At 53.2% G+C, this 12,560-nt stretch carries 11 protein-coding genes; 8 read left to right on the plus strand and 3 right to left on the minus strand.

The window, feature by feature from the left end:
* Positions 1 to 91 precede the first annotated feature (91 nt).
* The 3 genes from Q9J79_RS00775 to rfaD all read left to right on the plus strand — a co-directional run bounded on the left by Q9J79_RS00775 (position 92) and on the right by rfaD (position 2,619).
* Positions 92 to 484, plus strand: coding sequence for a DUF2185 domain-containing protein (locus Q9J79_RS00775; RefSeq protein WP_003751480.1), 393 nt, complete (start codon positions 92 to 94; stop codon positions 482 to 484).
* A 104-nt stretch (positions 485 to 588) separates the two neighbouring features.
* Entirely contained in the window at positions 589 to 1,551 is a 963-nt protein-coding gene (gene hldA, locus Q9J79_RS00780; protein ID WP_301818477.1) for an ADP-heptose synthase, read from the plus strand.
* 63 nt (positions 1,552 to 1,614) lie between these two features.
* A complete protein-coding gene (gene rfaD / locus Q9J79_RS00785; protein ID WP_301911488.1) occupies positions 1,615 to 2,619 on the plus strand; it encodes an ADP-glyceromanno-heptose 6-epimerase in 1,005 nt (334 codons plus the stop codon).
* Between the two features lie 63 nt (positions 2,620 to 2,682).
* Here the strand turns inward: rfaD and clpA are convergent, their stop codons facing one another.
* Together clpA and clpS are read right to left on the minus strand one after the other, a co-directional pair.
* Entirely contained in the window at positions 2,683 to 4,974 is a 2,292-nt protein-coding gene (clpA, locus tag Q9J79_RS00790) for an ATP-dependent Clp protease ATP-binding subunit ClpA (protein WP_301911487.1), read from the minus strand.
* Between the two features lies 1 nt (position 4,975).
* Positions 4,976 to 5,278, minus strand: a complete 303-nt coding sequence (gene clpS, locus Q9J79_RS00795; protein ID WP_002221161.1) for an ATP-dependent Clp protease adapter ClpS — start codon at positions 5,276 to 5,278, stop codon at positions 4,976 to 4,978.
* 244 nt (positions 5,279 to 5,522) lie between these two features.
* On the opposite strand from clpS, the gene Q9J79_RS00800 reads away from it, so the two are divergent.
* Positions 5,523 to 5,726, plus strand: coding sequence for a cold-shock protein (locus Q9J79_RS00800; protein WP_002217533.1), 204 nt, complete (start codon positions 5,523 to 5,525; stop codon positions 5,724 to 5,726).
* A gap of 478 nt (positions 5,727 to 6,204) precedes the next feature.
* Here the strand turns inward: Q9J79_RS00800 and pmbA are convergent, their stop codons facing one another.
* Complete coding sequence (pmbA, locus tag Q9J79_RS00805; RefSeq protein WP_301911486.1) at positions 6,205 to 7,536, minus strand: metalloprotease PmbA; 1,332 nt, start codon at positions 7,534 to 7,536, stop codon at positions 6,205 to 6,207.
* 153 nt (positions 7,537 to 7,689) lie between these two features.
* Between pmbA and yjgA the strand changes: the two genes are divergently transcribed.
* From yjgA to Q9J79_RS00825, 4 genes are all read left to right on the plus strand, one after another.
* Positions 7,690 to 8,196: a ribosome biogenesis factor YjgA gene (gene yjgA / locus Q9J79_RS00810; protein WP_301911601.1), complete on the plus strand. Its 507-nt coding sequence runs from the start codon at positions 7,690 to 7,692 to the stop codon at positions 8,194 to 8,196.
* A 46-nt stretch (positions 8,197 to 8,242) separates the two neighbouring features.
* A complete protein-coding gene (locus Q9J79_RS00815) occupies positions 8,243 to 8,956 on the plus strand; it encodes a YidX family protein (protein ID WP_301911485.1) in 714 nt (237 codons plus the stop codon).
* A 68-nt stretch (positions 8,957 to 9,024) separates the two neighbouring features.
* On the plus strand, positions 9,025 to 10,725 hold the full coding sequence (gene recJ / locus Q9J79_RS00820; RefSeq protein ID WP_301911484.1) for a single-stranded-DNA-specific exonuclease RecJ: 1,701 nt from the start codon (positions 9,025 to 9,027) through the stop codon (positions 10,723 to 10,725).
* Positions 10,726 to 11,157: 432 nt separating this feature from the next.
* A complete protein-coding gene (locus tag Q9J79_RS00825) occupies positions 11,158 to 12,519 on the plus strand; it encodes a polynucleotide adenylyltransferase PcnB (RefSeq protein WP_304671456.1) in 1,362 nt (453 codons plus the stop codon).
* Positions 12,520 to 12,560 lie beyond the last annotated feature (41 nt).

The raw sequence follows: 12,560 nt of genomic DNA on the forward strand, positions 1-12,560 counted from the left end.
CAACAATTTTGATGCTGTTCAAAGAAACTGCCTCACTTTGATACGATAGATCAATAGCCGGAAGATTTCAGCTTAGAAAGGAATTTATCTGATGTCTCAATGTGGTTCAGATGTGAGTAATATTTTTGATTATGATGCATTTCCGGAAGATGATTTGCTTGTAAAGGATACCCCTGTCGGGTGGTATGCGATTGTGTCGCATAAAATTGTCGAAGAGGGGCTTCCTATTAAATTTATGTATCGGGAACATCAAGGGGATTTACCATTTGATAGCGGATGGCGGGTATTTTCCGGAACAGAAGATAATGAATACACGAATAACCCTGATAACTTCTCCTTTCATAGTTTGACGCGGCTTACTCATTATCAAGCAGATGTTGGGGAGCTGTTTTGGGCGGATATAGGCAGTGTTTTTGAGAAAAAAGAAGGAGAGGATTGTTTTTCTCCCGTTACTGATTGGTCTCCTTTTGACTTTGAAGAATAATAAAAAGCCGGATTTTATTATTAATCAGTAAATTTGCCAGATAATTACTGAGAATGCAGTGAAGTTTTCACACACAAATAATAACTTATTTTGGAGTGCATAAAATGCCCGCCAAGTTCCAACAAGAAACCCTCAAATCCCGTTTCGCACAAGCCAAAGTCCTGGTTGTCGGCGACGTGATGCTCGACCGCTATTGGTTTGGCGACGTGTCCCGAATTTCGCCCGAAGCCCCCGTGCCGGTGGCAAAAATCGGACGTATCGACCAACGCGCGGGCGGTGCGGCGAACGTTGCGCGCAACATCGCTTCGTTGGGCGGCAGGGCAGGGCTGTTGTCCGTAACCGGCGACGACGAAGCCGCCGACGCGCTTGACGCGCTGATGGCGCAGGACGGTGTCGCCTCCTATCTGATGCGCGACAAACAAATTGCCACCACCGTCAAACTGCGCGTCGTCGCCCGCAACCAGCAGCTTATCCGCCTTGATTTTGAAGAACATCCCAACCGCGAAGTGTTGGAACAAATCAAGCGGAAATACCGAGAAGTTTTGCCCGAATACGATGCCGTTATTTTTTCAGACTACGGAAAAGGCGGTCTGTCGCACATCTCTGATATGATCGATTGGGCAAAACACGCAGGTAAAACCGTATTAATCGACCCCAAAGGCGACGATTACGAAAAATACGCCGGCGCAACCCTGATTACGCCCAACCGCGCCGAATTGAAAGAAGTGGTCGGCAGTTGGAAAAACGAAAGCGAACTGACCGAAAAAGCCCAAAACCTGCGCCGCCATCTCGACCTGACCGCCGTTTTGCTGACCCGAAGCGAAGAGGGCATGACCCTGTTCAATGACGGCGAACCCATTTACCAGCCCACCCGCGCCCAAGAAGTTTACGACGTGTCCGGAGCAGGCGACACCGTCATTGCCGGAATGGGCTTGGGGCTGGCGGCAGGTTGCACGATGCCCGAAGCTATGCACCTCGCCAATACCGCTGCCGGCGTCGTCGTCGCCAAACTCGGCACGGCGGTCTGTTCGTTTGCAGAGTTGGTTGAAGCACTGGACGGGCAATAAATCTTTTCAGACGGCATGACCATCCAATGCCGTCTGAAACCCTCAAAACAAAGGAAACCCAATATGACCATCATCGTAACAGGCGCGGCCGGCTTTATCGGCAGCAACATCGTCAAAGCACTTAATCAACGCGGTATTACCGACATCGTCGCCGTCGATAATTTGAGCAAAGGCGAAAAATTCAAAAACCTTGCCGAGTGCGAAATCGCCCATTATCTCGATAAACACGAATTCATCCGCCAAGTGAGGGAACACATTTTACCTTATCAAAACATCGAAGCCGTTTTCCATCAAGGCGCGTGTTCCGATACGATGAACCACGACGGTTTGTATATGATGGAAAACAACTACCAGTACACGCTGGATTTGCTGGACTGGTGTCAGGACGAACGCATCCCCTTCCTTTATGCCTCCAGTGCGGCGGTTTACGGCAAAGGCGAAATCTTCCGCGAAGAGCGCGAACTCGAAAAACCGCTTAATGTGTACGGCTACTCCAAATTCCTGTTTGACCAAGTATTGCGCCGCCGTATGAAAGAAGGCCTGACCGCCCAAGTCGTCGGCTTCCGCTACTTCAACGTTTACGGACAACACGAACAACACAAAGGTCGCATGGCATCCGTCGCCTTCCACCATTTCCATCAATACCGCGAACACGGTTACGTCAACCTGTTCGGCAGCAACGACGGCTACGGCAACGGCGAACAAACCCGCGACTTCGTCAGCGTTGAAGACGTTGCCAAAGTCAACCTCTACTTCTTCGACCACCCCAATCTCTCCGGCATCTACAACCTCGGCACCGGCCGCAGCCAACAGTTTAACGAACTCGCCGCCGCCACCGTCAATGCCTGCCGCGCCGCCGAAGGCAAACCTGAAATGAGCTTGAAAGAGCTGGTAGAAGAAGAATTTATCCGCTACATCCCATTTCCCGACGCGCTCAAAGGCAAATACCAAAGCTTCACCCAAGCCGACATCACCAAACTGCGTGAGGCAGGTTATACGGAAGAATTTTTAGACGTAAAGGCCGGTGTGTCGCGTTATGTCGGATGGATGCTGGAAAATTTGGCTTAAACACGATTGGTCATTTTGTTTGAAAGAAAATGCCGTCTGAAATTTCAGACGGCATTTTTGATTTTATGCGGAGGCGGTTTTTATTTTGACCTTGCTTTTCTTAAACTTCAACACGGCTTCTTCTTTTGCCGCATCCCAGTCTATCCGCACGAATCCGCCGTCGGCGAGTTTGCCGAACAGGAGTTCGTCGGCGAGCGGTTTGCGGATTTTTTCCTGAATCAGGCGGTGCATCGGGCGCGCACCCATTTGAGGGTCGAAACCTTTTTCCGCCAGATATTTGCGCAATGCCGGCGTAAATTCGGCTTCGACTTTTTTGTCGAGGAGCTGGTGTTCGAGCTGGAGCAGGAATTTGTCCACGACTTTGGCGATGACGGGTTCGGACAAGGGCGCAAACGGGATAATCGCGTCCAAGCGGTTGCGGAACTCGGGTGTGAAGAGTTTGTTGATCGCCTGCATTTCGTCGCCGCGTTCGCGTTTGGCAGTAAAGCCGAGGCTGGGTCGGCTGAGGCTTTCTGCGCCTGCGTTGGTGGTCATAATCAGGATGACGTTGCGGAAATCGGCACTCTTGCCGTTGTTGTCGGTCAGTTTGCCTGCGTCCATGACTTGCAGGAGGACGTTGAAAATGTCGGGATGGGCTTTTTCGATTTCATCCAAGAGCAACACGCAATGTGGCTGTTTGTTGACGGCTTCGGTCAAAAGGCCGCCTTGTTCAAAGCCGACGTAGCCCGGTGGCGCGCCGATGAGGCGCGATACGGCATGGCGTTCCATGTATTCGGACATATCAAAGCGTTGCAGCGGTACGCCCATCGAGTAGGCAAGCTGTTTGGCGACTTCGGTTTTGCCGACGCCGGTCGGGCCGGAGAAGAGGAAACTGCCTATCGGTTTGTCGGGCAGGGCAAGGCCGGAGCGCGACATTTTGACGGCGGCAACCAGCGCGTCGATAGCGTTTTCTTGACCGTAAACCATGTTTTTTAAATCGCGACCGAGGAATTGCAACACTTGTTTGTCGTCGTGCGACACGGTTTTTTCTGGAATCCGCGCGACTTTGGCGATGACGGTTTCGATTTGCGCTTTACCGATGACTTTTTTCTGCTTGGATTTGGGCAGAATTCGTTGCGCCGCGCCTGCTTCGTCCATTACGTCGATGGCTTTGTCGGGCAGGAAGCGTTCGTTGATGTAACGCGCGGAGAGTTCGGCTGCGGCTTCGAGTGCGCCTTGCGTATAGCGGACTTGGTGGAAACCTTCGAACATCGGTTTCAAGCCGCGCAGGATTTGCACGGTTTCGGCGACGGTGGGCTCGACCACGTCGATTTTTTGAAAGCGGCGGCTTAGGGCGTGGTCTTTGTCGAAAATGGTGCGGTATTCGTCGTAGGTGGTCGCGCCGATACAGCGCAATGAACCTTTCGCCAATGCGGGTTTGAGCAGGTTGGATGCGTCCATTGTGCCGCCGCTGGTGCTGCCCGCGCCGATGATGGTGTGGATTTCGTCGATAAACAAAATGGCGTGCGGGATTTTTTCGAGCTGTTTCAAGACGGATTTGACCCGCGCTTCAAAGTCGCCGCGGTATTTCGTGCCCGCCAAAAGCGAACCCATATCCAGCGCGTACACTTCGGCTTCCTTAAGCGCGTCGGGAATGTCGCCGTTGACGATTTGATGCGCCAAACCTTCCGCCAGCGCGGTTTTGCCCACGCCTGCTTCGCCGACCAAAAGCGGATTGTTTTTGCGGCGGCGGCACAGGATTTGCACCAGCCGTTCCATTTCGTGTTTTCTGCCGATTAAGGGGTCGATGCGGCCGGCTTTGACTTCGGCGTTGAGGTTGACGGTGTACTCCGATAAAGGGTTTTTGCTCGGTTTGGTGCGGTTCTCATTATCGTCGTCCATGCCGTCTGAAGAATAGTTGCCATCGTCTTCATCTTCATCGGGAGAGCCGTGGGCAATACAGCGCAAAACTTCAAAACGCGTAACCGATTGCAGCTTGAGGAAATAGACGGCGTGGCTGTCGGTTTCGCTCATCAGCGCGACCAAAACGTCCAAAGGCTCGACCAAGCCCTTGCCTGCCGATTGGGTATGCACCATCGCCCGTTGGATGACGCGTTGGAAGCCGAGCGTGGGCTGGGTTTCGACCGTGTCTAAAAGGTGGTCGGGAATCAGGGGGGTGTTTTCGGCAACGCTGGCGGCGAGTTGTTCGGACACCACTTTCAAATCCGCGCCGCAGAGCTTGAGGACGTTGGGGACGGCGGCATCTTCTTCGATGAGTACCAAAAGCAGATGCTCGAGGCTGATAAATTCATAATGAGCCTTACGCGCCTCGCGGTAAAGCTGCTGCAAAATCTGTTCCAATTCAGGGGCAAGCATATTAAATCTCCTCGACAATACATTGCAGCGGATGCCCTTCGGCTTTTGCCCGCTGCATGACTTGTTGCTGTTTGGTTTGGGCAATATCGCGCGTGTAAGTGCCGCACAGGCCTTTGCCTTCGTGATGAACCAAGAGCATTACCGCTACCGCCTGTTCTTGTCCGAGCATAAAGATTTCGGTCAGGATTTCAACGACAAATTCCATCGTGGTGTAATCGTCGTTCAATAAAAATACGCCGTAACGTTTCGGCGGCAGGGTGTTCAGGCGGTGCAAAAGCGTGTCGGATTGGTGTTGCGCGGTCATAGCGTGTCCCATTTGAAAGCCGCGTTCAGACGGCATTTTTGTTGTATTTTCGGTACTTTTTCCTATTTTCCCACTTTTTTGAAAACATAGCTTGACGTTTTGTCTTAACAAATGTAAAAAGACGGTTAAGCAGAAGCCGGCACTCGACCAAGTATATAAAGCTGGGGAGAAACGCTGAACGTTTAAGTTTGCTGTATGCCTTATTTTGCTGATTTTGTTAATTTTTAAGTATAGGAAGTTTCTAATGGCAACCGGTATCGTAAAATGGTTTAACGACGCTAAAGGTTTTGGTTTCATCACGCCTGACGAAGGCGGCGAAGATTTGTTCGCTCACTTCTCCGCAATCAATATGGAAGGTTTCAAAACCCTGAAAGAAGGCCAACGCGTCTCTTTCGACGTAACCACCGGCCCTAAAGGCAAACAAGCCGCTAACATTCAGGCTGCTTAATCCCGAGTGTACGGGAAACCGTATATGTGAAACGGCAGGACAGACGATGTCCTGCCGTTTTGTTTTGCCGTTTGCAGAAACAGGGGGAATGCCGTCTGAAAAGAACAGGTGTCTTTTTATCTGCTTTATCCTTAGCCTGTGTGAATCCTGTTGTGGATATGTTTGATAGTATGCTGAGGAATAAGGGGAAATCTTATATGATTAAAAAATGTGCAGATTGTTTGTCAGGGATTTTTGCGGAAATCTAAAAGAAATTATGTATAGTGGATTAACAAAAATCAGGACAAGGCGACGAAGCCGCAGACAGTACAAATAGTACGGAACCGATTCACTTGGTGCTTCAGCACCTTAGAGAATCGTTCTCTTTGAGCTAAGGCGAGGCAACGCCGTACTGGTTTTTGTTAATCCACTATATCAACAAAGGGCCGAACCGTTGTAGGTTCAGCCCTTTGCTTTCAGACGGCATCCGGTTGGGGTTTCAGTTGCCGGCAACCGTCATGCTTCCTATCAGGATAGAACCGATTTGGTTGGACGAACGGCGTAAGGCATCATCGGACACGCCGACGATGTTGCGGTACATATCCTGAAGGCGACCGGCAACGGTAATTTCATGGACGGGGTAGACAATGATGCCGTTTTCCACCCAAAAACCCGCCGCACCGCGCGAGTAGTCGCCGGTAATGGCGTTTACGCCTTGCCCCATGAGCTCGGTTACCAACAATCCCGTGCCCATTTCTTTCAGCAGGTCTGATTGCGTTTCGTGCGTATGGTTCAAATAAAGGTTGTGCGCGCCGCCGGCGTTGCCCGTGGTCTGCATACCGAGTTTCCTCGCGCTGTAACTGCTGAGGAAATAGCCTTCGACGATGCCGTCGCGGATAACGAAACGCGGCCGCGTGGCGACACCTTCGGAATCAAAATAGGTGCTGCCGAAGGCGCGAGGAATATGCGGCTCTTCGCGCAGGCTGAGGAAATCGGGCAGAACCTGTTTGCCTATGCTGTCGATCAGGAAGCTGCTTTGGCGGTAGAGCGAGCCTCCGGACAGTGCGCCGACGAGGTGTCCGATCAGACCTCCCGAAACGGTCGCATCGAATAGGACGGGGTAGCTTCCAGTCGGAATGCTGCGGCTGTTCAAACGACGTAAGGTACGCTCGGCGGCGGTTTGACCGATTTGCGCCGGGCTGTCCATGTCTTGATGGCGGCAGGAGGAATCGTACCAGTAGTCGCGCTGCATGCCGTTTTCGTCGGCGGCAACGACGCTGCATGAAATGCTGTGGCGCGTGCCTTGCTGGTGTGCGGCAAAACCGTGGGTGTTGCCGTAAACGTATTGGTAATGTCCGGTTTGTACCGCCGCCCCTTCGGAGTTTTCGATGCGCTCATCCTCGTTCAGGGCGGCTTGTTCACATTGTTTTGCCAACTCGACGGCAGCTTCCGTGCTTAAATCCCATTCGTGGTAACGGTCGAGGTCGCCGACGTGTTGCGCCATAAGCGAAGCGTCTGCCAAACCTGCGCAATCGTCTTCGGCAGTGTAGCGGGCGATGTCGATGGCGGCTTTGACGGTGTCTTGCAGGGCTTTTTCGGAGAAATCGGCAGTGCTGGCGCGGCCTTTGCGTTTGCCGACGTAAACGGTAATGTCCAGCGACTTGTCCTGCTGGAACTCGATTTGTTCGATTTCGCCCAGCCGCACGCTGACGCTTTGTCCCAATGATTCGCTGAAATCGGCTTCGGCGGCGGTTGCGCCCGTCGCTTTTGCCAAGTCGAGCGTGCGGCGGCAGAGGTCGAGTAGTTCGGAAGCGGTGTGGTTGAACAGCATAGGAATCTTTCTTGGTGGAGCGTTGCGGCATTTTAACCGTTTCGGGCGGCAGGGGCAAAAGCGTGCCGTTTGCAGGGCGGGCGGTGCAAAATGCCGTCTGAACGCGGCGGCATTCTGTTAAAATGCGTTATTGGAAAAAATTCGAGAATCAAGATGTTTGAACAAGAAGACGAATGGGTCAGCAAAACCCAAATGAAAAAGCAGATGAACGATTTGCAGGCTTTGGGTATGGAATTGACCAAGCTCTCCAGCGATACGCTGAAAAAAATCGGCTTGGACGAAGATTTGTACGAAGCCGTCGTTACCTATAAAAAAATCACGTCCAACGGCGCGCTCAAGCGGCAGGCGCAATTTATCGGCAGGCTGATGCGCGACACCGATCCCGCGCCCATCGAGTCGTTTCTTGCCAAGCTGCGCGGCGACGATGTGGCGCACAATGCCTTTTTGCAACGTGTGGAACAGGCGCGCGTACGGCTGTTGGCAGACGACGGCGCGTTGACGCAGTTTATATCGGATTTTCCGCATGCGGACGCGGGCAAGCTGAGGACACTCATCCGCAATACCAAAAAAGAGCAGGAGCAAAACAAACCGCCGAAAAACTTCCGCGCCCTGTTTCAAGAATTGAAAACCGTGATGGAAAACGGGGACGAGGAAATTTAGGCATATTTTCAGACGGCATCCGCCGTCATTCTGATTGGAGGATAAAATGTTGTTCCGTAAAACGACCGCCGCCGTTTTGGCGGCAACCTTGATGCTGAACGGCTGTACGGTAATGATGTGGGGCGTGAACTACCCGTTCAGCGAAACGACCGCCCACAAACACGTTGACAAAGACCAAATCCGCGCCTTCGGTGTGGTTGCCAAAGACAATGCCCAATTGGAAAAGGGCAGCCTGGTGATGATGGGCGGGAAATACTGGTTCGTCGTCAATCCTGAAGATTCGGCGAAACTGACGGGCATTTTGAAGGCAGGGTTGGACAAGCAGTTTCAAATGGTTGAGCCCAATCCGCGCTTTGCCTACCAAGCCCTGCCGGTCAAACTCGAATCGCCCGGCAGCCAGAATTTCAGTACCGACGGCCTTTGCCTGCGTTACGATACCGACAGGCCTGCCGACATTGCCAAGCTGAAACAGCTTGAGTTTGAAGCGGTCGAACTCGACAATCGAACCATTTACACGCGCTGCGTCTCCGCCAAAGGCAAATACTACGCCACACCGCAAAAACTGAACGCCGATTATCATTTTGAGCAAAGTGTGCCTGCCGATATTTATTACACGGTTACGGAAAAACATACCGACAAATCCAAGTTGTTTGAAAATATTGCATATACGCCCACCACGTTGATACTGGATGCGGTGGGCGCGGTGCTGGCCTTGCCTATCGCGGCGTTGATTGCAGTCTCGAATTCCTCGGACAAATGAACGGTAATGCCGTCTGAAAAGCCTTCAGACGGCATTTCAAGCACACCCGCACTGTAAAACCCCGCGCTATGTCCGTCAAAATCCAAACCCGATCCGTCAATACCGACGTTTTTAATCATTTGCTCACCGCCGGTGCCGATCCTTTAATCGCCCGGCTTTGTGCCTCGCGCGGTGTGCAAAGTCCTGCCGAGTTGGACGACAAACTCGCTTCCCTCCTGCCTTATCAATCGCTGACGAATTGCGAAGCCGCCGCCCGCCGTTTGGCGGATGCCATCGAGCGCAAGGAAAACATCCTGATTGTCGCCGACTACGATGCCGACGGCGCGACGGCGTGTTCCGTCGGTTTGGACGGTTTGGCGGCGATGGGGGCTAAAGTGGATTTCCTCGTGCCCAACCGCTTTGAACACGGCTACGGCTTAACGCCCGAACTCGCCGAACTCGCCGCCGCGCAAGGCATGGATTTGCTGATTACGGTGGATAACGGCATTGCCAGCATCGCAGGCGTGGCGCGCGCGCAGGCTCTGGGTTTGGATGTCATCGTTACCGACCACCATTTGCCAGCCGATACCGTGCCAGACTGCATCATCGTCAATCCGAACCAAAAAGGCTGCGGTTTCCAAAGCAAAAGCTTGGCGGGCGTGGGCGTGATTTTTTATGTACTGATGGCTTTACGGGCCGAACTGCGCCGCCGCAATTATTTTTCAGACGGCCTGAAAGAGCCGAATCTGGGCAACCTTTTGGATTTGGTCGCACTCGGTACTGTCGCCGATGTCGTTACTCTAGACCACAACAACCGTATCCTCGTGTCGCAAGGTTTGAAACGGATGCGTTCGGGCAAAATGCGCCCCGGTATCCGCGCCTTGTTTGAAGTGGCGCGACGGGATTGGCGCAAGGCTCAGCCGTTTGATATGGGCTTTGCGCTGGGGCCGCGCATCAATGCCGCCGGACGGTTGGACGATATGTCGGTCGGCATTGCCTGTCTGTTGGCACGAGATGATGCCGAAGCGCAGGAACTGGCGGCTCAGTTAAACAACCTCAATATCGAGCGCCGCGAAATCGAGCAGTCTATGCTGCAAGATGCGCTGAATGCTTTTCCTGAAACCCTGCCTCCAGGTCAGACGACTTTGGTGGCGTATCGCGACGACTTTCATCAAGGCGTGGTCGGTATCGTCGCCAGCCGCCTCAAAGACCGATTCTACCGCCCGACCATCGTGTTCGCCCCAGCGGACAACGGCGAAGTGCGTGGTTCGGGGCGTTCCATTCCCAACCTGCACCTGCGCGACGCTTTGGATTTGGTATCCAAACGTCACCCCGATTTGATTTTGAAATTCGGCGGACACGCGATGGCGGCGGGCTTGAGCATACTCGAACACAATATTCCCGCGTTTCAGACGGCCTTTGAAGAAGCCGTGCGCGAAATGGTGTGCGAAGACGATTTGTCGCAAACCTTCATCACCGACGGCAGCCTGAAAGCCTGCGACATCACGCTGGAACAGGCGCAAAACCTCGCCCGCCACGTTTGGGGGCAAGGCTTCGCTCCGCCGAGTTTTACCGACGAATTTCACGTCGTCCGCCAGCAGCCTTTGGGCGCGGAGGGTAAACACAAAAAAGCGTGGCTGCAAAAAGACGGCTGCGAATTTGAAGCCATGTTTTGGCGTTGCAGCGAAGACATCCCCGAATACATCCGCACGGTGTACCGCCCCGTTGCCAACGAATGGCGGAATAATCTCGAATTACAGCTTTATATCGACTACTGGGAAGCGGCGTAGAGGCGGCGGAACGCCGTTTGAATGTGATTTCTGTTCCTTCATCGTATTTCCTTTTCGGTTGAAACCCCACCCTTTAGGGCGGTAGAATCAGACCTTATTTGGGAGGGGCGTAACCCCTTCCAAATCAGGGCAACACATAGGGCGGTGCTTTATGTGTCGTCCTGTGTGTTGAAACATTTGCCTGTTTGTACGACGGGAATGTTCCCAATCGGAGAAGGCGCATCAAATTTCAGACTCTGCCACAAAAGCAGGGTCTGATTTTTTTGGAGGGCAATCTGTTATAATGACGCGTTGCCGCCGCGAGGGCGGCGTGATTCGGACGGCGTAGTTTCTACGCCTTTTGTTTATGGTTACGGCATCTTGCAAACCTGCGCCCGATGCCGTCTGAACACGGTTGCCCGTGGAGATGCCGCTCTTCGGGTCAGAATATTTATGCTGAAAAAATGGTTGAATAAGATGCTGCCTTCCGGTCGGAGCAGTAAAAAAGCGGAAAGTAAAACGGTCATTCCTGCCGAAAGACACAACATCCGTGCCGAAATGTTGAGCTTTGCCGCCGAAAACGTCATACGCCGCCTGAAAGGGGCAGGGTTTCAGGCTTATGTGGTCGGTGGCGCGGTCAGGGACCTGCTGCTCGGCATCGAACCCAAGGATTTCGATGTCGCAACCGATGCCACGCCCGAACAGGTGCACAAACTCTTCCGCCGCAGCCGCATCATCGGCAGGCGTTTTCAAATCGTCCACGTGATGAACGGTGCGGAGATTATCGAAGTAACGACGTTTCGCGGCGGTGCGAAGGTTCAGCAGAACGCGCGTGGCAGAATCATGAAGGACAACACCTACGGCAGCATCGAAGAAGATGCGATGCGGCGCGATTTTACCTGCAATGCCTTGTATTACGATCCTGAAAAAGAAGAGATTTTGGATTTCCACAACGGGATTGCCGATGTTGCCTCCCGCAGGCTGGTTATGATTGGCGATGCCGCCGAACGCTATCAGGAAGACCCTGTCAGGATTTTGCGCGCCATCCGCCTGTCGGGCAAATTGGGATTTGAACTGTCGGAAGAAACCGCCGCACCGATTGACGAATCGATATGCCGTCTGAAGCACGAACCTGTGGCAAGGCTGTTCGACGAAATGATGAAACTGCTGTTTTCAGGGCACGCGCGCGAGTGTCTGAAACGTTTGAACGGATTTGACATACCGGACGACATCCATCCGCTGCTCAATGCCTTGCTCGTTTCAGACGGCATCGCCGGAAAAATGACGGTGCTTGCCCTGAAAAATACCGATGAGCGGCTGCGTGCCGACAAATCGGTTTCGGTCGGCTTTGTGTTGGCGGCGTTAATGTGGCCCGAGTTGGCCCGCCATTGGAAAAGCAATCTGCAACAGGGTTTGAAACCCGCGCCCGCCCTGTCCGATGCAATCAATACGATGCGCGAAACCGTCGAACGCGGTTGGGGCGTGCCGCAACGCTTTTCCGCCACGATGCGCGAAATTTGGATGTTCCAGCCGCAGTTTGAAAACCGCAAAGGCGCACGTCCGCACAAACTGTTTGCACAGGCGCGTTTCCGTGCCGCCTATGATTTCCTGCTCTTGCGCGCCGAAACCGGCAATGCGGACCGCGCCCTTGCCGAGTGGTGGACGGCGTTTCAGACGGCATCGGCGGAACAGCGGTCGGAGATGACCAAAAACGAAGCCGCCGCCCGACACGAAAAAAACGAAGGACAGGCGAAAAAACGCCGCCGTCGCAGGCGCAAACCCAAGCCGAAGGTTGTGGGAACGGATTGGGAATAACGGTCAACAGACAAGGAGCAATGAAGTTTCAACACATGGGA

Source organism: Neisseria viridiae (assembly GCF_962747995.1).
GTDB classification, from domain to species: Bacteria; Pseudomonadota; Gammaproteobacteria; order Burkholderiales; family Neisseriaceae; genus Neisseria; species Neisseria viridiae.